Source organism: Mycolicibacterium wolinskyi, from assembly GCF_002101965.1.
Lineage (GTDB): Bacteria > Actinomycetota > Actinomycetes > Mycobacteriales > Mycobacteriaceae > Mycobacterium > Mycobacterium wolinskyi.
The window spans coordinates 273,752-295,730 of the sequence record NZ_LQQA01000005.1; the positions used below are offsets into that span (position 1 = coordinate 273,752).

Annotated in this window: 24 protein-coding genes and 1 pseudogene; 13 read left to right on the top strand and 12 right to left on the bottom strand. The window is 64.6% G+C overall.

All coding sequences use genetic code 11. The features are described from left to right. The first annotated feature begins 93 nt into the window (after positions 1-93). Together AWC31_RS03240 and AWC31_RS03245 are read left to right on the top strand one after the other, a co-directional pair. A complete protein-coding gene (locus AWC31_RS03240) occupies positions 94-1,065 on the top strand; it encodes a helix-turn-helix domain-containing protein (protein WP_085142644.1) in 972 nt (323 codons plus the stop codon). A gap of 190 nt (positions 1,066-1,255) precedes the next feature. Further along, complete coding sequence (locus AWC31_RS03245; protein WP_076202784.1) at positions 1,256-1,480, top strand: DUF2188 domain-containing protein; 225 nt, start codon at positions 1,256-1,258, stop codon at positions 1,478-1,480. Between the two features lie 349 nt (positions 1,481-1,829). Here the strand turns inward: AWC31_RS03245 and AWC31_RS03250 are convergent, their stop codons facing one another. From AWC31_RS03250 to AWC31_RS03270, 5 genes are all read right to left on the bottom strand, one after another. Continuing rightward, positions 1,830-2,060, bottom strand: a complete 231-nt coding sequence (locus tag AWC31_RS03250; RefSeq protein ID WP_085142646.1) for a hypothetical protein — start codon at positions 2,058-2,060, stop codon at positions 1,830-1,832. Continuing rightward, a complete protein-coding gene (locus tag AWC31_RS03255) occupies positions 2,057-2,893 on the bottom strand; it encodes a hypothetical protein (RefSeq protein ID WP_133060084.1) in 837 nt (278 codons plus the stop codon). The genes AWC31_RS03250 and AWC31_RS03255 overlap by 4 nt, the downstream gene beginning before the upstream one ends. 87 nt (positions 2,894-2,980) lie before the next feature. Continuing rightward, on the bottom strand, positions 2,981-3,268 hold the full coding sequence (locus AWC31_RS37620) for a hypothetical protein (protein WP_085142650.1): 288 nt from the start codon (positions 3,266-3,268) through the stop codon (positions 2,981-2,983). A 2-nt stretch (positions 3,269-3,270) separates the two neighbouring features. After that, positions 3,271-3,960: a hypothetical protein gene (locus tag AWC31_RS03265; protein ID WP_085142652.1), complete on the bottom strand. Its 690-nt coding sequence runs from the start codon at positions 3,958-3,960 to the stop codon at positions 3,271-3,273. 262 nt (positions 3,961-4,222) lie between these two features. Continuing rightward, a complete protein-coding gene (locus AWC31_RS03270) occupies positions 4,223-4,873 on the bottom strand; it encodes a hypothetical protein (RefSeq protein ID WP_234816696.1) in 651 nt (216 codons plus the stop codon). Between the two features lie 405 nt (positions 4,874-5,278). Between AWC31_RS03270 and AWC31_RS03275 the strand changes: the two are divergent. Together AWC31_RS03275 and AWC31_RS03280 are read left to right on the top strand one after the other, a co-directional pair. Beyond that, positions 5,279-5,593, top strand: a pseudogene (locus AWC31_RS03275) (type II toxin-antitoxin system TacA family antitoxin); the annotation flags it as partial. Continuing rightward, positions 5,590-6,093 carry a GNAT family N-acetyltransferase gene (locus AWC31_RS03280; protein ID WP_085142657.1) on the top strand — a complete coding sequence of 168 codons (504 nt, stop codon included), beginning with the start codon at positions 5,590-5,592 and terminating at the stop codon, positions 6,091-6,093. The pseudogene AWC31_RS03275 and the gene AWC31_RS03280, both read left to right, overlap by 4 nt. Positions 6,094-6,634: 541 nt before the next feature. On the opposite strand, the gene AWC31_RS03285 is transcribed toward AWC31_RS03280, so the two are convergent. The 4 genes from AWC31_RS03285 to AWC31_RS03300 all read right to left on the bottom strand — a co-directional run bounded on the left by AWC31_RS03285 (position 6,635) and on the right by AWC31_RS03300 (position 10,681). Continuing rightward, positions 6,635-7,108, bottom strand: coding sequence for a hypothetical protein (locus tag AWC31_RS03285; RefSeq protein WP_085142659.1), 474 nt, complete (start codon positions 7,106-7,108; stop codon positions 6,635-6,637). Between the two features lie 9 nt (positions 7,109-7,117). Further along, positions 7,118-7,879: a chymotrypsin family serine protease gene (locus AWC31_RS03290; RefSeq protein ID WP_133060086.1), complete on the bottom strand. Its 762-nt coding sequence runs from the start codon at positions 7,877-7,879 to the stop codon at positions 7,118-7,120. Beyond that, positions 7,863-9,185: a hypothetical protein gene (locus tag AWC31_RS03295; protein ID WP_085142663.1), complete on the bottom strand. Its 1,323-nt coding sequence runs from the start codon at positions 9,183-9,185 to the stop codon at positions 7,863-7,865. Before AWC31_RS03295 ends, AWC31_RS03290 begins: the two co-directional genes overlap by 17 nt. A 203-nt stretch (positions 9,186-9,388) precedes the next feature. Continuing rightward, positions 9,389-10,681, bottom strand: a complete 1,293-nt coding sequence (locus AWC31_RS03300; protein WP_234816697.1) for a hypothetical protein — start codon at positions 10,679-10,681, stop codon at positions 9,389-9,391. Between the two features lie 240 nt (positions 10,682-10,921). On the opposite strand from AWC31_RS03300, the gene AWC31_RS03305 reads away from it, so the two are divergent. The 5 genes from AWC31_RS03305 (at position 10,922) to AWC31_RS03325 (ending at position 16,368) form a co-directional block, all read left to right on the top strand. Beyond that, positions 10,922-11,113 carry a hypothetical protein gene (locus tag AWC31_RS03305; RefSeq protein WP_133060087.1) on the top strand — a complete coding sequence of 64 codons (192 nt, stop codon included), beginning with the start codon at positions 10,922-10,924 and terminating at the stop codon, positions 11,111-11,113. Between the two features lie 1,859 nt (positions 11,114-12,972). Continuing rightward, a complete protein-coding gene (locus AWC31_RS03310) occupies positions 12,973-13,956 on the top strand; it encodes a ParA family protein (protein WP_165765899.1) in 984 nt (327 codons plus the stop codon). Between the two features lies 1 nt (position 13,957). Further along, a complete protein-coding gene (locus AWC31_RS03315) occupies positions 13,958-14,689 on the top strand; it encodes a hypothetical protein (RefSeq protein ID WP_085142672.1) in 732 nt (243 codons plus the stop codon). 86 nt (positions 14,690-14,775) lie between these two features. Beyond that, complete coding sequence (locus AWC31_RS03320; RefSeq protein WP_133060088.1) at positions 14,776-15,216, top strand: hypothetical protein; 441 nt, start codon at positions 14,776-14,778, stop codon at positions 15,214-15,216. Positions 15,217-15,588: 372 nt separating this feature from the next. Continuing rightward, positions 15,589-16,368: a GntR family transcriptional regulator gene (locus AWC31_RS03325; protein WP_085142677.1), complete on the top strand. Its 780-nt coding sequence runs from the start codon at positions 15,589-15,591 to the stop codon at positions 16,366-16,368. Here AWC31_RS03325 and AWC31_RS03330 read toward each other — a convergent pair. Further along, positions 16,365-16,823, bottom strand: coding sequence for a hypothetical protein (locus AWC31_RS03330; RefSeq protein ID WP_133060089.1), 459 nt, complete (start codon positions 16,821-16,823; stop codon positions 16,365-16,367). The two genes, AWC31_RS03325 and AWC31_RS03330, sit on opposite strands and share 4 nt — an antisense overlap. 10 nt (positions 16,824-16,833) lie before the next feature. Beyond that, positions 16,834-17,589: a chymotrypsin family serine protease gene (locus AWC31_RS37300; protein ID WP_085142681.1), complete on the bottom strand. Its 756-nt coding sequence runs from the start codon at positions 17,587-17,589 to the stop codon at positions 16,834-16,836. 494 nt (positions 17,590-18,083) lie between these two features. Between AWC31_RS37300 and AWC31_RS03340 the strand changes: the two genes are divergently transcribed. The 4 genes from AWC31_RS03340 to AWC31_RS03355 all read left to right on the top strand — a co-directional run bounded on the left by AWC31_RS03340 (position 18,084) and on the right by AWC31_RS03355 (position 21,688). Continuing rightward, a complete protein-coding gene (locus AWC31_RS03340; RefSeq protein ID WP_085142683.1) occupies positions 18,084-18,950 on the top strand; it encodes a hypothetical protein in 867 nt (288 codons plus the stop codon). A 56-nt stretch (positions 18,951-19,006) separates the two neighbouring features. Continuing rightward, positions 19,007-19,708 (top strand): hypothetical protein, encoded by a 702-nt coding sequence (locus tag AWC31_RS03345; protein WP_085142685.1) that lies wholly within the window; start codon positions 19,007-19,009, stop codon positions 19,706-19,708. Positions 19,709-19,739: 31 nt separating this feature from the next. Then, positions 19,740-21,242, top strand: a complete 1,503-nt coding sequence (locus AWC31_RS03350; RefSeq protein ID WP_272937905.1) for a helix-turn-helix domain-containing protein — start codon at positions 19,740-19,742, stop codon at positions 21,240-21,242. A gap of 110 nt (positions 21,243-21,352) precedes the next feature. Further along, complete coding sequence (locus AWC31_RS03355; protein WP_085142689.1) at positions 21,353-21,688, top strand: hypothetical protein; 336 nt, start codon at positions 21,353-21,355, stop codon at positions 21,686-21,688. Positions 21,689-21,698: 10 nt separating this feature from the next. Here AWC31_RS03355 and AWC31_RS03360 read toward each other — a convergent pair whose 3' ends face one another. Continuing rightward, positions 21,699-21,881, bottom strand: a complete 183-nt coding sequence (locus AWC31_RS03360) for a hypothetical protein (protein WP_133060091.1) — start codon at positions 21,879-21,881, stop codon at positions 21,699-21,701. Positions 21,882-21,979: the final 98 nt, after the last annotated feature.

A 21,979-nucleotide genomic window follows, 5' to 3' on the forward strand; every position in this document is an offset into this window, starting at 1 on the left:
GAGCTGTCAGTGTCCTTTGCGTCGCGTACCCGCCACTACCGGCACACTTGACGCAATAGGCAATCACTTGACGCTACGTGTTATCGTTCATGCGTGGCAAACACACTCGACAATCTGTCCGAGCTGATCGACCGGCACCTGCCGGCGCGGGGCATGAACCGCGAGGATCTGGCCAAGACCCTCAGCGTCTCCCCCAGCACCCTCAGCCGGTGGTCCTCCCGCATGCCCGGGGCGGAGACCGTCCGTGCCCTCGCCACCGCGCTCGATCTGCCCTACGGTGCCGTGCTCGCCGCCGCTCTGCGCTCCGGTGGATACGCCGAGACCTCCACCGATATCTTGGCTGGCCACAGCCTCACCCTCGTGGCCCGCGACCCTGCCTGCTCGCAGTCCAGCGAGAACGACGACGAGCCGGGCGCCGTGTTCACCGACCCAGACAGTGCCCGACGGTGGGCCCACGTTCGCCAGGAACTCGACTGCCGCATCGCCGACTACGGTCACGGCGACACCGCCTCCGCCCAGGTAGTGATCGACGGTGCCGCCACGCCTGAGCACGTCGTCGTCTACCGGGCGAGCTGGGATCACCGCACCGACACCGTCTCCGTCTCAGAGTCGGGAGTGTTCGCTGAGGTGCCGTCGGGGCTCGATCCGGAGACAGCGCTAGTGGACACCCTCAACGACACCGGCAAGGTGTTCGCAGTGACATCCTCCGCGGTCGACGCCGACACGGCCCGGAAGACCGTCGAGGATGCGGTTACTCATCTGCGCGGCCAGGGCAAGCTGCTCGGCACCGAGGAGGCGACCGGCCTCGGATTCACCGACCACCTCATGCACAGCGAGCTGATGAGCATGAGACACCGCGCGCAGGTCCGGCATGAGGAACGCAGCGGCGAAGTGGAGCTCCCCGAGATGAGCACGAGGATCAAGGAGTTCGTCTCGAAGATCGCCGCCGCGCCGCAGATGCCGTACGTGTGGGGCGGAGGCGACGACCGCGGCGGTGACACGAAGCCTTGGCGTGACCCGATCAACACCTACAGCATGCAACCGCGGGACAGCCACGACAGCTGACCGTTGCCCCCGACTAGATCATCCCTGTACGACATTGACGTCTGACACTGCGGAAGTTACTGGGACAAGTTCGGCGAGGCGTGCGAACGCGCCTCAGCTTTCGCACGCTGCAGCCGTCCGGCGAATGTAAACGCCCTCGGCCGGGTATCTGGTCTTCACCACTGGGATCAAATCTTGAGAGGCGACGACGATGGCTAAAGGAGATATCAGCACCTACCACGAGGATGGCGTGTGGAAGTCCAAGGTCGAGGGCAGCAGCCGTGCGGCGCACGCCGGCGGGACCAAGGCCCAGCAACAGGCAATCGGGCGCGACATGGCCAAGGCCCGCAAGGTTGAACACACCATCCGCAACGTCGACGGCACCATCGCGGAGAAGAACTCCTACGGCCACGACCCCCACCCGCCGAAGGGCTGACTGGCTGCGGGGTTCTCGATCAGGCAGGCGTCATCCGGGCTCCTGCGTAGCGCATCCTCGTGCGCTGCTCGCCGTCGCCCTGCTCCATTCCGGATGAATCCGGGTGCCGAAACTTCGAAGTTGTAGTGAGGCCTGTGGGCCTCTCTGTGGCTTCCACCGTTGGAGCTCTCGTTGCATCTTTCGTAGTGCCTGTCGTTGCGCGTCTGTGACGCATCTCCGGAGTCGGAGACTCGGGGATAACACTATGGTCACGACTTGTTTTTCAGACGATATCCCCGCGACGCGCCACGGGGTCACGGGCCGGTTTCGTGGCGTGGCCCGTTGCGCGCTGTACTGCTGAGTTGCGAGGTCAGTCGCTGGCGCGGTCAAGGCTCGCGGTGAGGTCGGTGCGGGCACCTTGCCGACGTTGCACCTGTTGCACTTTCGCGGCGGGGTATCCGCTGATGCGGGCGATTCCGCGGCTGGACATGATGGCGCGGGCCCGGGATTGGCTGCAGCCAAGGAACTCGGCGACTTTCTCGATGGGCCACAGTTCATCCCCGCTAGTGGTGGCCATCTCACCGTCGCTGTTGTCGGTCATGAGATTTGGTGTTTCGCCGCGGCCAGGAGTGGCCGGGCCCAGGCGCGTCGCAGCGTGCGCATGCGGAGTCGCTTCGACCTGAGTTCGTCGACATCGGTGTAGGCCGTCGGCGGGAAGAGTTTGTCCCCGAGAGCCCACGCGTGCAGGTTGCGGCTCCGGCCGACCAAACCTTGCACTGAGCTGTGCCCGAGCAGCGGCGCGCTCCGCTCGTCCTGGTGCTGGAGAAATTCTGCGGACGCCGCCGGCGGCAGGAATAGGGAGACTTGAGATGCGCCGTAGAGAGGCAGCATTTCGTCGCGACGGAATGGAATGGTTGCCAGCCAGAACCGGCGGCGCCGCGAGTGCGCCGCTTCGTGTCCGTAGTCGTTGAGTACACTTTCACGAAACGGCTGCTCGGATTCCTGAGCTTTGCGGCCGGCTTCACGCTCCCAGGCGTCCAGCCAGACCGCATAGAAGGTCAGGGGCACGGGGACCGCTCCGATCGAGGCGAGAAATGCCGCCCGCAGCGCGTCCTGACTCTCTGCGAGCTCGTTTTTCTGGTCGGGGTTCAGGCCACGTGAGCGGAGCCGTACCTGTTTGATCGCGGCCGAGTCTTTGATGATGCGCAGGCGCTCAGCGCGCAGCTGACGCGGGTCACTGGCAGCGACCAGGTGGGCGATTTCTTCTGGCCCGTTCAGCCCTTGCATGAGGCTGCCGCAGTGTTTGCACCCTAGGCCTGTGGGATCCGTCTCGGTGCGCTCATGATCTGCGGGCATTGCTGTGCCGCAGGCGGCGCATAGGCACATCACGGCGTCGAGTTTGAGGATGGCGGGCCCGCTGAGCATGGTGCCCACGCTACACAACTTCCGAGCGTTTCGCTCGTAGGTGATCGTTTCCTGATCCGTGCCGCGATTGGCCACTGCATGACCAACACGGCACCTCTAGCGGTAGGGATTCAGCAGCTCAGCGTGATGGCGCACCCGATCGATCACATCGTCGAATGACGGCGGATTGCTCCCGTAATAGAGCGTCTCCATTGCCGTTTCATGCTCCCTCCGCAGATCCGCCGCGAATTCGCCAGCTGGATCGAGAGAGGCCACCATCGTCCGCAGTACTTCGCAGATCCAGTAGTCCTTCTCCACCGCCAACGACTGCACGCCCAAGCGTTCCGCGGCGGCCGCGATCGTCGCGGCGAAGACCTCAGAGTCTTCGGCGCGCCACAACGCCACGATCAGACAGCCAGACCCGCCAGCGCGCGCGCTTCGATCCGCGGGTCAGCGGCCGGTACCTTCTCGGCCAGTTCCGCCAGCCCAGTCTGGCGCAGCAGGTGACGCAGCCGAGCCCGGGCCGAGGCGCGCTCGGTGTCGCCGGCACCAGCCAACCTCGCGGCGTCGATACCGCCCGAGCGGATGAGTTCTTGTAGCCGCCCCATCGCCTGCTGCGGTCCGGTCTCGATGACACGGTCCCATCCGTCGAGCACTTCCAGGGCGGCCACCTCGGTCTGGCTCAGTTCGTAATCAGCACGGCCGCGGCGAGCCGAACGGTTCACGAACCGCACAGTTTCGGTATCGGTTGGCGGGCGGGCGGGCACCGCGTACTCGGCTTGGCGAGGAATCTGGGTGGACAGCCTCAGCGCGTTCGCCGCTGACAGCCCCGCCGGCCCGATTCCCGCCTGACCGGTCAGCTGTAATGCCAGCGCCGCCTCCGGGGGCGGGGCCATGCCCAGCGGCGTCTTAGTCCCGCGCCAGTACAGGCCCTTACGGACGCGCCGCAGCTCTCCCTGACGCACCAGCTCGGCGAGCAGGTGCTGCGCTGTCGAGGGTGGTGCGTCGATGTCGGTCGTCTTCCAGAACTGGTTGCGGGAATCCAGCAATGTTCGACGAGCGTCTTGCGCGGCGCGACGATCGCACTGAGTGGACATCGGCAGTCACCTCCTTCTCTGCAAAATGATACGAGAAACTGCCGGTTCTGACATCTGCATAGGTCGTCACCTGCACCGCGATCACCTCCCCACCGCGGTTTAAGAGCTCGACGAGGAAGCCGCTCGGCGCCGTTGGAACTGGGGCGCCCGCGACGGCTGGCATATGCGGCCAACGTGCGGGGCGAAAGCTGGTAAACCTGCTCAAGCTCGGGTCTGACTACCGCAAGCCGTTTCGGCAGGCCGCAAAAGCGCGGACGGAAAATCACCACTCCCACGGCATGTGGATAATCTCGTCAGCCAGCTCGGGATTCCATTTCAGGCGTATGCCTAGGCCCCCCTGGACAATATCCGTGGATGGAAAATAACCAGGCCGCGTCCACGCATGTGGCAGTTGACTGACGGGCACACCACCCCGGCCGTGCGCCATTGGATGATCCGGAGGAAACATCACATAGCCGTGTCCGTCGTCGGTCATCGCGGTGATTCGCCCATCATGGTCGAAATGCAGAAAATGGATCGGATACCAACGACCCAGCCACTCAAAATCAGCGTCGGCGTAGCCGAGAGCTTGGGCAGCCGGCGGAGTTCTTAAGAATCCGTTCGGCAAGTACCACGAACTGCCGTCAGGCCATTTGTAGCCGTGGGCCAGTATCTCCACGACTTCGCGGGCAGTTGGCAGTTCGGCTTCACGGAACACCTCCGTCGAGACGACTTGAACAGCGCCACGGAAACGAACCCCCAACTCTGGGAAGTCTGGGTCCACCTCTACCGGCAGGTCACCGGGATCTACCTGACACACCGCTCGACCACCGCCGAGTGTGGTGAACGCAACGGCGACATCCTTGGATCGACTGGCGTAAACAAAGTTCGGCGTATCGACTGGCTGGTCACGACCTGGAGGCTCGCCGCGCATCGCGGCTGTCTGGATTTCTCGCTCTGAAAGCGGGTCGGCGCACGGGCCCAGGCCGTGCCAATAGATCTCTCTCAAAATCCCCCCGGGTTAGGTGTCAACGATCGGCGTACAGAATCTGACCCTAGGAAAGCCGCGAGCCACAGGCCTCGCCATACGGCGAGTTATCCTGTGGCTCACTTCCAAACCCACCGCAATGGGCTGGCTACGCACACAAGCGTACGGGTTTCGCACCCTCCCCCGCAACGGTTCGCCGCCGCGCGGATGCTTCGGAGATACGTTCGATGATCCGTAGCTTTTCCAAGCTGGTTCCACCTTTGACCACGATCTCGTCGCGGTGGCCCCATCGTTCAACGTGTCCTAACTGGCAGTGCACACCAGGTTTTGCGCTGATTTTGCGCGTGATCAATACCCCTGTTGCGTTGTGTGCCTGATAGGCACACAATGGATGGCATGGCTACGAAGACGGAACGGTTCGCGGTGCGCCTGACTGCTGAGCAAGACGCGCTGATTCGTCGCGCCGCCGAAGTGGAGGGGACCGATCTGACCAACTTCACGGTGACCGCCACGCTGGCACATGCCCGCGACGTGCTCGCTGATCGCAGGCTGTTCATGCTCGACGCACCGGCCTGGTCGGAATTCGTGTCGGTACTGGACCGGCCGGTGTCGCACAAGCCGCGGCTGGCGAAGTTGTTCGCGGAGCCCTCGATCTTCGACGAGTGAGCGGCTACAGCGCGCCACGGCCGATCAGCGAACACGACGTGGTCGCCGAGTTCGACAGCGGCGAACCCAGCCTGGATGAATACTTGCGAGGCCGCGCCCTGGCCAACCACGTTGAGGGCGCCTCCCGGTGCTTCGTGACGTGCCGCGACGGCCGCGTCGTCGGGTTCTATGCACTGGCCTCAGCGGCGGTGGAGCGCGCTGGCACGCCGGGGAGGGTAAGGCGCAACATGCCCGATCCGGTGCCGGTGATCCTGTTATCGCGGCTGGCAATCGACCGCAAGGAACAAGGCCAGGGCCTAGGCGCTGCGCTGCTGCGCGACGCGATCTCCCGCGCTGTGGCGGCTGCGGAGATCATCGGGGTGCGGGCACTGCTGGTGCACGCCCTGCACGAACAGGCCCGGGCGTTCTACGCGCACTTCGACTTCGAGCCCTCACCGACCGATCAGCTGCACCAGCTGCTGCTGATCAAAGATGCCCGCGCACTGCTCGACCGCGCGTAGGCGTCACCGCTGATCACCGCCCCGCCGTGGAACTGGGGCGCCTGCGACGGCTGGCATATGCGGCCAACGTGCGGGGCGCGAGTTGGTAAACCTGCTCAAGCTCGGTTGCCTACGCACGCCCGGACCAGTTAGCCGAGATCCCCCGCAGGTCCCGCCGAATCGAGCAAGAGTTCTCCGATGTGGCATGCATCGTGGCGCATGCTGTTGCACGACATGTTGTATATCTCGTTGCGTCTTCCATGGTGCCATCTGTTGCGTCCATTGACCGGCAGGTCAGGCATGGACAGCCCATTACAACACACTGCTCAAAGCTAGTTTTCACGGAACATCGCGGCTCCGTACGCAGTGATCTCTACACATGCTTCGTGGCGCTGTTCGTTGTGCCTGATTCCCGCATCACACGGGCGTAGCTAGAACATGCCCCGCCGGGGCGCCATTCTGTTCCGCAATTACCAATGCCGACCCAGCCTCGTTTGCCAGCCTGCTGGCGCTCAATCGGCTGAAGGTCAGCCGCTAAGCCGGTTCGCGGGAACTGGCGAACTCAGTGCGAATGGCGCGGGTCTGGCCCGAGAGGACCGCCGTTGGGCAATGCCACGGGGCCACCGTCCGGCCGTTCAGTTGGGACGCCGCAGTGCGTGCAGACGATCCACCCGGACCCATCGGGTTGGTGAGGCAGGTGCCGCCCGCGGTCGGCGCACTCTGCTTCCCGTGCGCGCGTCTGTTCGCTGTATCCGATGGCCGTCTTGAGTACTTCGTCAGCCAGCACGAAGTAGCCGCCCTCTCGACGCTCCCACAGTCCGGCTGTCTCAAGCTCGGCAGCGGCAATGGTGGTCTCGGCAGAGAGGGCACTCAGGTACTCGTCGCTGACGAACCCGGGCTGACCGTCCGAGATGCTGTTGAGGCACCCGTGCAGGTGCAGGTTGAGCGCGTTCCTGCTCAGCACGCCCATGTCGTCACCGCCCAGGTCTCCCTCGACGTTGATGAAGTGCGGGTCGGTCTCGAAGTCGTCAGGCAATGGGGTCCCTCAGTTTGCTCCGCAGCCGCAGACTTGAAGGTTGAGCGCTTTGAGGACCGGCGCCACCCAGAAGAACTGGGTAGTGCCCGTCTCGTCGTCCACATTGGAGGCCAGGCCGATGATGTCCACTGTGCCGTCGTTGTTCTTGCGGTACAACGCCGAACCGGAGTCACCATGAATGGCACGCACTTCAGCAGTGATGGTGTACTTCGACGCCACCGTGATCGGGCCGCAGGTCTCGCCTGTTCGCATGCCGTATTTGCACACTTCGGTGCCGTATGGGAGGTCCTTGCGGTCCTCGACGACCCCGCGCACGGGGTACACGCCGGCGATCTTGAATGAGGCGATCCGCACTCCGTCCTGCATGGCGATCACGCCGGCATCGGTATACAGCGGCAGCTCGTCGTTTCCGGTGGGAGTGCTGCCGTCGGTATCGCGGGATGCGATGTAAGTGCCGAGCGGCCGGGCGACATCGGGACTGTCGGCCTCGCTGAAGTGCACGGTGGGCCGAGCTTCGGCGGTGTGGTCGCAGTGTCCCGCTGTGATGCCGTACAGCCGGTGAGATGCCGGGTCTCCCGCGATGAGTCCCAGCGTGCACGTGAAGGACCCGCCGTCAGTGGATTGGGCGATCGTGGCTCCTGGTGCGATGCCGCCCGGAAAAGAAGTCCGGTCTGAGTCTGTGGCGCCCGCGCGGGCCGGCATGACCATCGCCGCGGCAATCAGGATCGCCGCGGCGACAACTACGCCCGCTCGTCTACCACTTCTCGTCATCGCGAGGTTCCCCCGGATACTGGACAGGTTGGTCGCGCCCGGGCAGGCGCGGTGGCGCAGGTGCCGGCGGCACATCCATCACAACTGACGCAGGCGGTGGAACGTTCATCACGACCGGGGCGGGCGGTGGCACGTCTCGGAGCGCAGGTGGTTCAGGCTCGGAGCGCTGTGGCGCGCTCGGGTGCCGTTCGTCGGGCAGCAGGTCCGCGAGCTCGGCACTGTCGATGTACTCGCCTGCTGGCGGGTCGTCGTCGCGCAGAATGTGGGACACCAGCGCCTTGTCCCGGGCCTCTTCGCCGGTGAGGATGCGCTCGGAGGCGCGGTCCCGGCGCAGCGGAGGCAGGTCGGGGCGCGCTGATCCACCGGGGCCGCCCATACCGCCGCCCATCGGCATAGCGCCCATGCCTCCCATCATTCCGGTGGAGCCGGTCGGTCCGGTTTTCAGCGGCGGCAGGCCCGCTGATGGCGAGGTGGATGCGGTGCGCCCGGAGATCTGGGCGGGATCGACTCGGCCGCCGGTGACGCTGGGGTTGACCAGCGGCATTGGTGCGACACCGCCGCTACCGTCGCTCAACGAGGAGCCGTAGGTGGTCGGTCCGGGTTCAGCGCCGCGGCGATTGGGCCGCGGTGTCGTGCCGTAGGGGCGGCCGTCAGGGCCAGTTCCCGGGACAAATGCGCTGGGCGCTGTCGTCGGCCCGCCTGCGGGGCCGGCCATGGGCCCCTGCGCGGCGGGTGCGCCCTGCATGGGGCCAGGGGCCATCGGGCCCTGTCCGGGGGCCGCCATGGGCTGAGCTGGCTGGTCTGCAGAAACGTTCGTACGTGGAGAAACTTCTTCCTTCGGCTTCGCTTCAGGCTCCGGGGAGCGTTCCGAGCGCTTGCCTACGCCGGGATCTGGCTCGAAACCGTCGATCTTGGGGCCAGCTTCTTCGGGTGGGACGATGTCCTTGATGGACTCGTAGGCGGCCGAGGACCTCCGTAGCGCGTCCTGGACTTCGGGGTCGGCTGCGGTTCCGCTGCGGATTGCTGGGGCTGCGTCCTTGGCTGCTTCGCCGATAGTGCGGAAGCCGTCAGCGATCTTGAGCATCAAGGACCGCACTTCGTTGATCTTCTCTTCGGCGGCGACGATCGCCGCTCCGGAGCCGACGTCGGACGGGAAGCTGATCAGTTCGGTGTCGTGTTCGAGCATTTCGGCCACGTTGATGCGGTACTGGTGCTCTTCGTCGTTGGTCAGCGAGTCTCCGTCGTAGCGGATGGCGCCCGGGCCGCCGCGCGATATCGAGCCGAGAACGTTGTCGAAGTTTGTCATTGGAACCCCCTCGCTGAGACTAAACACTTTGCTTGCTGACGAGCGTAGGGAACGGCTTGGACACCGGCTTCTTCGTTCGGTAGCGGTAGCGGGCCTGGAGAGCTGCGGTTCGTCGTCGACGGCGCGGTCGTGATGCGGCGGAACCATGCTCCGGAGAGCCCGGGCTCAGGCTTGCCGATGTCCGTAGAGATCACGGCGTAGGCCTAGTAGAGCAGGGCGGGGCGCCATTCGTTGGAGCCGTCCTGCTGCACGATTACGTGCCTCTGACCGGCGCCTACCGGGCACCAGACGTACCGGGGCTGGCGTGAGCCGGTAACGGAAAGCACGGTTGTATCCAGCACCAGGTTGGCGGCACCGCGGTCGTTGAGGACCGCTGGGACGGTCGTCAGCATGGCGGGCTCGCAGAACCATAGCTGCGACCCGGCAGGTTTGTGGTTCGGGTCCCACTCAGCCCGCAGGGATTCGGGGGCATCCGCCCATGTGATCTGCATTTCTTCGCCGTGGCCTAGGGTGCTGAAGCGCAGGCCGCTCGCCGAGTTCCATTCTTCGACCCATGGCAGTAGATACCGCTGAGCCTTGAGGATGATCTGGCTGACGGGCACGGTGGTCGTCAGTCCGGTGTGTTCGTGGATCTGCTCCATGAGGTTCTCCCACTCAATGACCCGCGGCCCGGAATAGCTGGTCCCGGGAGCGAACAGGCTGGTCCACGCTTTCAGTGGGCTTGTCCCCCACCGTGCTGCGGATGCGTTGGCGAGCAGGATGGCCCAGGCCAGGTGGGCGCGGTCGTCTCCGGCAGCTCCGAGTGCGGCGGCCCGGATGTAGGCCTGTTCCAGCTCGCTGACGCCGTCGAGAGGGTCGATCAGCAGGCGGGGGAAGCCGTCGTACTCCGGGAGTCCCACCCGGTAGGTGTAGAGGCTGGACCACGGCGCACCGTTGGTGAAGTTGTTGGCGACGGCGACTGGCCACGGCATCACAGTGATCACGTTGTGCCTCGCGGCAATACCGCTCGCCGCGTGGGTGAAGGCAACGGTTCCGCCCGCTCGATCGGCGAAGTCGTGGGCGAAATCGTCGCGCCCGCCACCGGGGTAGGCCAGGCTCCCCGCAGTGATGACGGCGCCGGGTTTGGCGAGGTCGCCGAGGACGAATCCGCCGTCGTAGAGGAGCGTGTCGTCGACCCACGGGGTGGCCTGGGTCGAAGAGGCGCTTGCGCTGAATGCTTCACATGCTGCGTCGAAGAACTGACGAGTGATTACCTTCCCCCGCGAGGGACCGAGTGAGGGGTGCCGCCAGTTTTCGAGGAATGACCCGTATTGGTCGCGTGTGCGGGGGGTGATGGGCATCTCCTTGCCGGCCTCGATGTCGGCCTGTTGACGCTCGGACGGTCCGCCCAGGTCCTCCACTGCTTTTCGTGAGACGCGGCCGCGCATCGACCGGATGGTGCTGATGAAGTCGCCGAACTCGGGCGAATTGGGAAAAGAGTTGGGGTTAGTTGCCATGTTTTGCATGGTATACCGCAATACGCTGCAATATGGGTGATCTTGACCCACTCCGCATGTGTGAACGCGCGGAACCGTGCCGCCCCGTTCCGCCCGGGCCTGAGAATGTTGTGGCAGCTCGCCCGTGCCTGGGGTCTTATATCTCCCGGTCGCAGCTCTGCTCGTGCGCCGCCTCTGTCGAACTCGTCACGACAGTCACGGAATATGCGAAAGGGTTCTCACGACCGAAAGGCGCACACCATGCCCTCCCCTAAGAACGCCCCTCTGCTGTCACTGCGCGCCACGGTGGTGCTGTTCTGCGCGGTCATCATCGGCGCCACTGCCGGGTTGCTGACGTATGTCGCGAGTAAGCAGCTGGCCCAGGCCGCCCTGGCGGGCGGTGCGGCGTTCTGTGCGGCCGTCGCGGGATTGCATGCGGTCGTCGGACCGTAGGCCGAATGACATGGGGCCTGCCGCGGATGGCGGCCCTCGATCGGGCATCGCAAATGGCTGCGGCGAGTCGGCGCCGGCCGGTTGGTGGCCGTGGCGCGGTGAAGGACCACCCTATGCCCTCACTCCTCCCGCCGCATCCGCCCCTGACCTGGCATTACGCCCCACTTAGGCCGCTGGGGAACGAACGTCCCCACTCTAGATAGAGGATGCCTCAGGCGGGCTGTCGGCCGCGAGACGGGCCGTGAGGGCCTCTTTTGGCGTTTCACCGCTTGGCGCCTGGTTGGTGGATTTGCATTTCCGCAGGTCAGCAGCGCGGCCAATGCTGAGTAGGGCAGTCTCGGCGCACCGGCGCGGGCACCGCAGGAATCAGAGGTTGCGACCTACCTAGGCACCACTCTGGCTAGTTGGTGGTCGCGCTGTGACTGGCCGCCGGGCTAGGTAGCGACACCGACGTGGGCAGGTCGATTCTGCTGCACCCCTCCCCCGCCCATCCCGTTTCGACCTTCCCGCAGTTAGGTAAGTCCGCCCTGGCTGCGATGGTGCGGGAAGCGCAGCGGAGCCAGTACAGCGCTCGCAAACGATGGCCGGTGGGATGCTGCCGGACAGATGGCGTCGCTCGGATGCTGTCAACGCCAAGGGCGCAGCGAAGGCGCACAAGCAAGCCGGGATGCGTGCGCTTGGGAAGCGCGCGCGCAAACGACTGAGTTACCGATCCTGACCGGCAGGTGTTAGTGACGCGGCTCTGCACTTAGCGTTAGTTCGATGCGCGGAAGGATTCGGGGATGCGTCGACTTCGCTCGCTCGGCAGCGCCTTCCGCTCAGTGCAACCGTCAGCGCAGCAATCAGCAGAATGCCTGGAGTGGAGCCGTATCGTCGGGGTGGCGACCACAGGTTCTACCGCGTTAGTGGGTTACGGTTTCGAGCAGCGGTCTAGTTGTGGCTGACCGATTGCGAAACTCCGAGGAGGTGAATCACATGGACGACGTTGCATCGGATGTCGCCGCGGAGTTCATGCGCCCCCTCCCGCTCCCCTGGCCTGCCGTCGTTGAGCTGCCCGTAACCACGCCGTTCACGCCCCTCGATTCCACTATTTGTGCTGGCCAAGCGCTCGTATCGCGCTTATCGTCGCGCTGCTTACGCGCGCCTCACCACGTCGCCTCCAGGGCCTTGCATCGCGCTATCGTTCGCGCGTACTCGTCCGCGCCATTGCACGCGCTATCCAGCGCTTCGTTATGCGCCTTGCCATGCGCCCATTCCTACGCAGTGCATAGCGCTTGCGTTTGCGCGCACTGCGACGCGGCGACTTCCGCCCTCGCATCGCGGAGCGCAACGCCCTGTACTACGCCGCTTATGGCGCTTACCACTGGGCGCACTCCCCCGCCTGTCATTACGCGGTTCGCATCGCGCGTTATTGCGCGCTTCTTTCCGCCCGTATATGCACGCTGGCTACCGCGTAGATATGGGCACTCTTTTGCGCGCGTTACCCAGCGCTGGATACAGCGTGATCAATCGCGTTATCACGCGCCCGATGATGGGCGTCATATTGGGCGCTGGTGGGGCGTGGTGAAACGCCCGTGTCCGCGCCGTTGCCTACGCGGATGGACGCGCACCGGGCAGGGCGCTCCCATGGGCGGTACATGAGGCGATTTGGTGCGCGCGCTATTCCGCGTTTGTTGAGGCGTTACAAACGCGTGACGTGTCGCGTGATGCACAGCGCGGTTAAGGGCGCTAGTATCAGCGCTAATCGCGCGTGACTTACCGCCCGTTGTCAAGCGGGGCAGAGCGCGCGGTACGGAGCGACATCTGACGCCCTCTACCGGGCGCAATACCCTTGGGAGGGTAGGGGAATGATGACTGAGATGACGGCACCCGTTTACGCGTTGGCCTCAGTGGTGCCATCGCCGTTCCGAGTGATCGCGCTCGCGAACGGTAAGGGTGGAGTCGGGAAGACGACCGTCACGGCGAACCTCGCCGGCCTGTTCGGCCAGGCCGGATACCGGGTGCTGGTGGTGGAGCTGGATCCGCAGGGCAACCTTGCTCGCGACTACGGCCTACCGGTGGACGAGTACGAGTCGATCAAGGATGTGATCGACGCCAATGGTGAGCAGCATGCAGCGGCCTTGCTCTTGAAGTCCCCGAGTGCGACGCCTCCGCTGTACACCAACGTGCGGCCCAACGTCGATCTAATTGCTGGTGGTGGGGGGCTGGAGCGCATCTACAAGTACTACGCGGCGAACTCCAAGGACAGCCTGGCCGATGCCATCCAGCGGGAGATCATCAGCCTGGGCCGCTCCTATGACCTGATCCTGATCGACGCTCCGCCTGTTGATATCACTGCGCTCGAAGCAGCTCTGCGGGTGGCCGGCACTGTGATCATCCCGATCAAGGCCGACGACGCGAGCATCGACGGTCTGTCGACTATCGCGGACTTGTTCGGGCCGGCGAAGCTGGAGAACCCCTGGCTGAGCCTTGGGGGAGTGGTGAGGTTCGGCATCGGAAGCCAGGCAACACGCGTTGCGGGCCGCGCGAAGGACACAGTTGAGCAGATTCTTGGTGGTGTGGCCCCCATTTTCGATGCGATCATTCGCCACTCTGATTCAGCGATGCAGGATTCTCGTCGCCACGGGCTTTTGGCCCACGAGCTGGAGTCGGCGAGTACCGACGCCAAGGGCAAGAAGCTGGCCGCTCTACGTTCGGGAAAGAAGCTCGGTGACGACGTGGTGGGCACAGGCGCCGGTACCAGCAGGGGTTTGGCCGAGGACTACGAGAACCTTGCAGCAGAGGTGCTCATGAGGATGAACGAACTGATCAGCGAGAACGCGGCGGCCGGAGAGGAGCGCTGACATGGCCACAAACGGAAATGCGAAGCACAAGAACTTGGCCGGCGCGTTCGGCGGCGGTGCAGCGCCTGAGCGGGGCGCCAAGTTGCAGGGGTTGCTGGGCTCGCCTGCCGGTGCCGCGGCTCCGCCGCAAGCGCCGCCGGCCCCGGATCCCGTTCCGCCGGTAGCGGAGCAGCCTGTACGGCCTGCCACGGAGACTGTGGAAAGCCCTCAGTCCACGCAAGCCGAGATGGTGCCGCCGGCGCGGCCTGAGGGCGCCGGCCAGGTGGCTACTCGCGTCGCGCCGCCGCGTCGCAAACGTGCCGCGGCAGAGGGCAGGGGAGTGCCCGCGTCGTCGGTGTATCTGACGGCAGATACCTACAAGGCGCTCACGACCACGAAGAGTCGCAAGATCAAGGACTACGCCCAGATTGTTCAGGACGCGTTCGCGGGGATCGCGAAGGAAGCCACTGAACAGCAGACGACGCCTGATGAGGTCTTGGCGGGCCTGTTTGAAGTTCCTGAGAGCGATGATCCGTGGTTGATGCCGTCATCCACTGCGAGGGCGAAGTCGTCGACCCCGCTGACCGAGGCGCGGATCTCCTTCAGCGCCCAACAGCGCGAGTGGCTCGAAGAGAAGATGTCGACGGTGAAGGTAAGCACCTTCTCGGAGTTCATCGCCCGGGTGCTCGAACATCATTTGCTGCCGCCGAAGCCCAAGCGCAGCAAGAAGCCGGTGGCGCAGACCGAGGATTGAGCATCGGTGCCCCGGCTGCAGAATAGGCCTTGGACACGATCGGCGGTGGAGCAGATCCGGCACTGACCGCCGATACGGTTCGCGCCATGAAAAGCAATTCGCTGTTGAAGACCGTTTCGGCCGGTGGCGCCATCGCCGCCATGGTGTTGCTGCCAGGGTGTGGGCTGGATCTGCAGAGCGACCGTGAGGCTGCCGCTGCCGTCGAGCCCAGCGCCACTGCGGCTGTGGTGTTTGAGCGGGCCGACGGCCCGATCGAACAGCTCACCACGTTGGGCGGGCACTGTTTCGAAACGGCGACGGAGGCCGATACGGCGCGTCGTCGCGCTGCAGACGTGGTCGCCTCGGGCAACGCGGCACAGCGGGATCGGCTCGATAGGACCGGCGAGCTGGTCGACTACGGCCGGCCGCACTCGGTTACCGACATCAGGCCGAATGCGGGTGGAGGGTCCTGCTACCGCGTAGTTGCGCAAACTCTAGCGGCACGGCTGGGCGAGGATCGGCCGCCGACTGGATGCTGCGCACGCTAGTCGAGCGCTGGCGCGCTGCGTGTTGTGGCGATTGGTGTAGGCACCGTTGCAGCGGTCGTCGTCGGTCTCGTAGCCGACGTCGTTGTGCGTTTCGTTGCGCCCTGGCCGTGGGTCGCCGGTAGGGGAGAGGTTTCGCTTTACTGCCTGTTCCGAGCTAGTTTTTGTGGAGCTTTCCCTGTCAGCCACGGGCGTTGAGTGGCGTGGTTTCGTGGCATGGTTCGTTGCACTGTATTTGAGTGGTCGTGGATTGCTCGGGGCGGCGTCGAGCAGGGGTGGGCGCGCGGTGTTTGGCGAGGCGGCACTTTGCCTGCTGGAGCGGGGTAGGCTACCCGGCTAGAGAACTAGCCTGGTTTTTCTGCGTGGAGGTGAGCGTTGCTGCAACTCGGCAAGATCGACCCACATTCGGACCGGCCGCCGTTCCGGCAGATCGCGGGCATTCTGCGCGAGGAGATCGCCTCTGGGCGGCTGGCCCCTGGGGAGCGGTTGCCTTCTGAGCCGGAGATGCTGACGCACTTTGGGGTTGCGCGTGCGACGTGGCGGAATGCTCTTCAAGAGTTGCGCAACGAGGGACTGATTGTGTCGATGCGTGGGCTGGGCGTGTTCGTGCGGGCCCAGGCGCCGGTGCGCCGGCTGTCGTCGGACCGGTTCGCACGGCGGAACCGGGACAAGGGCAACGCCGCGTTCAGCGCTGACGCCGAGGCATCCGGCTTTGCTGCCGCCGTCGACAGCATTGTCGTTCGACGCGAACAGCCGAGCGCGTTGATTGCCGAGCGGCTCCAAATCCCAGTCACTTCCGAGGTGGTCGTCCGGTCCCGTCGGTACCTGGCTGATGATCGGGCGCTGCAGGTCGCGGTGTCCTACGTGCCGGCCGCTTTCGCTGAAGGCACTGCCATCGAGCGGGAGGATTCCGGGCCCGGGGGAATCTATGCGCGGCTGGAGGAAAGTGGGCACCGTCTGGGCCGTTTCACTGAGGATGTCGGCGCGCGGATGCCCACTCCGGAGGAGCGTCAATCACTCGACATCGACGCGGGGATCCCGGTGCTGACGGTCTCGCGCACGGCCTACGACACCGACAACGTCCCGGTGGAGGTCTGCGACACCGTTATCGTTTCCGACGCCTACCTTCTCGAATACACGTTCCCGGCCACCTAGGAGGTGCGCCGGCGGGGCACCAAGCCGGCCGGAAGGGGCACTGGGTGATTCGGCGGTTTGGCTTCGGTTGAGAGCTGGCTGATTCGGCCCGGAGTAAGGCCCATCAGGTATCCGATGTCGCGCACCGGGATTCGAGCGTCCTCGTTGGTGAGGTCGGTGACGAAATCGCGGACCACTGCGGCCGCGGCCTCCTCGAGTTTGCGCTGAGTCTCACGTACCAGCGTGGTTTCTTCGAGCAGGTGACGTACATCCCCGTCCGGTCCGGCCACCGCGACGTCGACGATCACGACGTCGACGTCCGCCGGGGCCGCGTTGGTTGTGGCGGCGATGCACTTACGGGCGGCTTCGCCGGCCTCTGACAGTCGTCGCGATCGTGTGATGCCCGCGATCTCGGGGATCTCGATGACCCACCAGCGGTTGTCGCGGTGCACAACAGCTTCGTATTGGCGCCTCACCTTCGGCCTCCTAGCAGTCGCCGCAGATTTGCAGGCCAAGCGAGTCGATGACGGGGAACAGGTAGTAGATGACCGCGGTGTCCTCATCGTCGACGAGGTGACCGGACAGCATTCCGACCGCGGTGATGGTGTCGCCGCCGGTCTTGATGTAGGCAGGGGCGCCGGAGTCGCCTTCGACGAGGCGCAGCCGCGCGGTGATTCGGTCACTGTCCGCCGAGATGACCGGGCCACAGGTTTCTCCGGTGCGGGCCCCGAATTTGCAGACTTCGATGCCTGGTGCCAGTGGGGGATCGGGTCGCAGTGTGCGAGTTACGCGGTACACGCCGGCGACGTCGTATGACGAGGGGCGGATGCCTGGGTTCATGTCGATGATGCCGGCGTCGGTGAATGCGGGCAGGCCGGCCGACGACGTGCCAGTGTCGGCGCCGCGGGCGTTGGAGCGGCTGTAGGTGCCCAGTGGGCGGGCGGTGTCGGGATCAGAGGACTCGGTGTAGAACACCGTGGCCTGGCCCTCGGCGGTGTGGTCGCAGTGGCCTGCGGTGATGGCTTTCTTTGCGTACGTGGCTTTTTCGCGTGCAATGAAGGCCAGGGTGCACACGTAGATGCCGTTCTTCTGGGGTATGCGCTGGCCGATAGTGGTTCCGGGCGTTAGGCCGGCGAATGAGGTCCACTCGTTGACGTCGGCCGCGGCGCGGCCGTGCCCGAGGCCGGCGGCCAGCACCGCGACGGTTGTCGCGGCTGCGGCCATGAGCTTGCTCAGCTTCACCCGAGTTTCCTCTCCTCTGCCATCAAACAGTATAGCTCAATTAAACTTTTCAGATTTTGCTGGTTAACCCGATCGAGCCCTCCTGGCCGGCCGTCAGCCAGCAATGTCCAAGCCGTCCTGCAAGATGAAGGGGCGACGTTGACCGCGCGAGAATTCTCGGTGGCACGGCGCGCGTTTCCCGCCGCGGTGACCGGCTTGGGGGCGACGCAGACCGTTGGGTCGGAAGTGCCACATCCGGCAGCGGCCGCGCGGCTTTGTTTCCTATAACTCCCTATTCGGAAACCGCTTTCCGGCCCACATCTTGAAGGCGCGCCCCGCGGCCTGAACATGCACCTCTTGGGCTGGGCGCCACGCCGACGCCATCCCACATAATCGCAGTTCAGAGCCGTTCACTATGGCCGGACACTGTGTTCGCGACCGGGCCGTGTCCAAGCCGTCTATTAGCGTTTTTTTCACGCGAGACAGGGACACAAACCCAGCGGGGAGGGGCCTGCATGAACACCACAGCTGAGGCAATAGACCACTGGACGCTCACCGAGCATCAACCGGCCGAGCGCGAGTTCTATGGCCAACTGTCGTTGGTCGTCGCGCCGGCACGGATAGAGGGCAGACTCGACGCGGCCTGCACCGGCATAGAGGCCGCGGCCAGTAACGACGGTCTGGATCACCCCGACGAGGCTGAGCACGCCAGACGGGTTGCTGTGGCCTACGCCGCGCTCGGAGATGTCGCCGCAGCCGAGAAGGCCATGCGTCAGATCTACCGGACGCAGACCGGTAGGCCTTTGACGTCGCTGCCGCACCGTCACCCTGACATCGCCGGATCGAGAACCAACTGCGCCATCTGCGCCGCGCACAGCGCGTCAACCCCACTCATGGCCAAGCTCCTCACCAGCAAGCTCGAGTCCATTCCGCGTGTTCACCCGGGCCCCGATCCCACTCTGTACCGTCGGCATTCAGCTGAGACGTATCTGGCGACAGACCAAGAGGCGATCACCGCGCAGTACATGTACGAGATGTTCGGGGACTTTTGGTGGGACACCCTGTCTTTCGCGATCGGGGTTTCGACGATGGATCCCCGCGATCTCGCGGAGCTGGCCCTGCTGCTTCCCGCGGCCCCAGGCCCGTTCAGCGGGGCGCCGGCATCTATCGCGGTCAAGTGGCTCACTGACGCGGCGTTGACGCGTCTACGCCAGCTCGCTTCGCACCGGCGCTCATGGGCGGTGATCCACGGTCGGATCGTCGCCGAGATCGACCAGCGGGCCAGGGGGAGTCGGCAGGGCACTGCGCCCGAATCTCTGGAGCTCGAACTCTGGCGGATGAAATTAGCCGCCAAGCCGAGGCGTGGTTTGGTGGCATTGTGAGTGATCGCGATCGCCGACCCAAGCCTCCGACCGAGCCGATTGCGGCCGGGTTCCTCATGGACCGCGAGGCGAGCATGTGGGATGTTGCCCTTGCCGGGATCGTCTCGGCGACCGGCAGTCTCGATGACCCTGCCAAGGCGTGGCAAGGCGTGAATTCGCTACGCCTCCAAGGGAATACGTATCCGCTTCCTATCTGGTGGGCAGCGGCCACCTGGCCAGACACCGTGGACCAGCTGGTACTTCCTCCGGTGCTGACCGCCCCGCCGCGACCGGGAACTGTGGCCGCCCACGCCGCCGCGTGCCTGTCTGCGGCCGGCCTGATGGAACCCGACGAAGCGTCGAGGTGGCAGCGATGGGCAAGCCCTTTGGCCGGTTTCGCCGCCGATACGGTGGCCGGACACGTCGCTCACGGCACGGGGGAGTTGTTGGTGGCCACAGCCCACCAGCAACTGGAGGACATGGCCGTCAAGCTGAGCCGCCTGAACGCCGGTGTTCGCGTGGGGGCGAAGCCCCCCGAGTTCAGCGAGACATACCTACTGAAAGTGGCAGGCGTGGCCGAAAGCCTGCGGTACGTGTCCGCTGGTTTAGGCCGGGCGTTCGACCAGATCCGCACCTCACTATCCGCGGACACCACAGCCTTCGCCACGAAGCCAACCGCCCAAGACATCCCCGCTGATCTGCGCACCACGGTGAACGCAGAAGTTCACCTCGGATTCGTGCAGGCTGCCACGAAAATCAACCTGACACAGGGGGTTTGACACCGTGACCACCGCAAAACAGATGCAGTCCATGCGTACGGACATCGACCCAAACACCCCGTGCCCACGGATACTCGCAGAAGCCAATTCGGCAAGGGCGAAGGCGGCAGCAGCCGTCGAAGCCCAGTGGATCATGGACCTGGGCGACCTATCTGAATACGATCTGCCGCCTCATGTACGGCAGGCCGCCGAGCTGCGCAGGCACCACCCCGAACTGTCCTACCGACAACTGGCCGACCAGATGGGCATCACCAAAGACGCCTTCGCAGGGCTCTTGCGTCGATTCCGTGAACGTGTCCACCGCCAAAGCGGGCCCGCACCATACCCGCTCCCAACTATCGCCGAGGTCGCTTCGGAAACGGCCAAAGCCTTAGCTCACAGCGAAGCCCAGTGGATCGCCGATCTGGGGGATCTTTCGGAGTACTCACTGACCCCTAGAGTTCGGCTCGCCGCCGAACTACGCCGAGACCACCCCGACCTCACCTACGAACAACTAGCCAACCAAATGGGCATCACATTGCGCGCTTACATGTCGCTGCTGCGTCGGCTTCGCGTGTCGGGGCGCAGGCCGACTCTCGCGCAGAGGATCGCCGAGTTAGGGGACTTATCCGAGTACGCACTGACCCCTAGAGTTCGGCTCGCCGCCGAACTACGCCGAGACCACCCCGACCTCACTCGCGAACAACTAGCCAACCGAATGGGCGTCACCTACGGAGCCTATGAGCGGATGCTGAGGCGGTTTCGCGTGTCGGTGCGCAGACCGTCTCTCGCGCAGAGGATCGCCGAGTTAGGGGACTTATCCGAGTACGCACTGACCCCTAGAGTTCGGCTCGCCGCCGAACTACGCCGAGACCACCCCGACCTCACCTACGAACAACTAGCCAACCAAATGGGCATCACATTGACCGCCTATACGTCGCTATTGGGAAGATTCCCCGCAGCAGTCGGCTGGACCGATGTCGATCGCAAACGGGCGCGCTCACAACACGCGCCGGCTGCGCTACCGCCTGCGTTCGCTGCAGAAGCTCAGAGGATTGCCAAGTTGGGGAACCTATCCGAGTACGCACTGGACCCGAACGTTCGCCAGGCCGCCGAACTACGCCGAGACCACCCCGACCTCACCTACGAACAGCTAGCCAACCAAATGGGCCTCACTAAGGATGCCTACATGAAGTTGCTGGGTAGATTCTGGGCCCGAAGGCCTGATGCGTCGCGACATTCACAGCATGCAGAGGCGGCCGCTAGGTGGATAGCTGGACTTGGGGAGCTTACTTCCTACCCGATTTCGCCAGCTGCGCGACGTGCAGCTGAGCTCCGCCGAGACTACCCGGAACTGACCCAAATGCAGTTGGCCAAGCGGATGGGGGTCAGCCGCAACACCTACGCGTCACTGCTCAAAACATTTCGCCGCACCGTTACCGGCGAGCTTGAGGCACTGCGCAAGCCGCCACTGCCGCGGCGTGTGGAAGATCTGGCGGAGATGGCCCAGCGGATTGAGGCGCGCGGGTTGGCCGCTCAGCGGGCCGCTGGATAGTGCGGTGTTCGGCGTGTCGGGCGGCGGTCATTTTGCTCCGCACATGCCAAATCTGCCAACTAAAATTGGGTTACAGCTAATTAGCACTTCCTGAAGCAAAGGGGCAGTTCGTGTCGATACCTACCGGTGTTCTCAGCTACGGAACCACGGCCGGAATTCAGGCCGCGCTCACATCGTTGAACACGGAGCTCACGGCCATGTCGGGTGCGACCATGGCCGCGTCCTCGATCATTGAGCCGATGGGGATGGAGGGCGCCTCGATTGTGGCGTCTGTGCAGCAGTTGGCCAATCAGGCCAGCTGGGAAGGCATGTTCATGATGGGCATGGGTTTCATGCAGATGGACACAGCGGCCAACATGATTCACGTCGCCGAAGTGCAAGCCGCTGATGGTGTTTCGCACGCTGTCGTGTCCGCGGTGGATCTCGCCGGCACGGTCATGGTCTAAAACGCTGGGGCTACCTGCGTGCCAGTTGTGGCGCGTCCGGGTGCACCAGGTCGGGGTGATTGTGCGCGAGGCATCGCACGATGATCTCGGCGAGCTGATGGCCGTTGATATTCGAAAGGTGCGGCATGTCGACCATGGGGATGCCGCCGAAGTCAAAGGTTCTGATCACCGGGAGTGCGGCGTTGTTGCTCATGGTTGTGATCGTATCGGCGGAAAAAGGTTCGTAGTTCACAGACGCATCGGCGTGGCGAACACGGCTGCTGTGTGTGTCGATAGTGTTTGAAGCGCAAC

Bases quoted from the DNA above. Each gene is read 5' to 3' on its own strand.
- AWC31_RS03245 (WP_076202784.1), top strand. From the start codon at position 1,256: ATGGCTAAAGGAGATATCAGCACCTACCACGAGGATGGCGTGTGGAAG.
- AWC31_RS03250 (WP_085142646.1), bottom strand. From the start codon at position 2,060: ATGACCGACAACAGCGACGGTGAGATGGCCACCACTAGCGGGGATGAA.
- AWC31_RS03265 (WP_085142652.1), bottom strand. From the start codon at position 3,960: ATGTCCACTCAGTGCGATCGTCGCGCCGCGCAAGACGCTCGTCGAACA.
- AWC31_RS03270 (WP_234816696.1), bottom strand. From the start codon at position 4,873: ATGCGCGGCGAGCCTCCAGGTCGTGACCAGCCAGTCGATACGCCGAAC.
- AWC31_RS03290 (WP_133060086.1), bottom strand. From the start codon at position 7,879: ATGACGAGAAGTGGTAGACGAGCGGGCGTAGTTGTCGCCGCGGCGATC.
- AWC31_RS03295 (WP_085142663.1), bottom strand. From the start codon at position 9,185: ATGACAAACTTCGACAACGTTCTCGGCTCGATATCGCGCGGCGGCCCG.
- AWC31_RS03300 (WP_234816697.1), bottom strand. From the start codon at position 10,681: ATGGCAACTAACCCCAACTCTTTTCCCAATTCGCCCGAGTTCGGCGAC.
- AWC31_RS03305 (WP_133060087.1), top strand. From the start codon at position 10,922: ATGCCCTCCCCTAAGAACGCCCCTCTGCTGTCACTGCGCGCCACGGTG.
- AWC31_RS03310 (WP_165765899.1), top strand. From the start codon at position 12,973: ATGACGGCACCCGTTTACGCGTTGGCCTCAGTGGTGCCATCGCCGTTC.
- AWC31_RS03315 (WP_085142672.1), top strand. From the start codon at position 13,958: ATGGCCACAAACGGAAATGCGAAGCACAAGAACTTGGCCGGCGCGTTC.
- AWC31_RS03320 (WP_133060088.1), top strand. From the start codon at position 14,776: ATGAAAAGCAATTCGCTGTTGAAGACCGTTTCGGCCGGTGGCGCCATC.
- AWC31_RS03340 (WP_085142683.1), top strand. From the start codon at position 18,084: ATGAACACCACAGCTGAGGCAATAGACCACTGGACGCTCACCGAGCAT.
- AWC31_RS03345 (WP_085142685.1), top strand. From the start codon at position 19,007: ATGGACCGCGAGGCGAGCATGTGGGATGTTGCCCTTGCCGGGATCGTC.
- AWC31_RS03350 (WP_272937905.1), top strand. From the start codon at position 19,740: ATGCGTACGGACATCGACCCAAACACCCCGTGCCCACGGATACTCGCA.
- AWC31_RS03360 (WP_133060091.1), bottom strand. From the start codon at position 21,881: ATGAGCAACAACGCCGCACTCCCGGTGATCAGAACCTTTGACTTCGGC.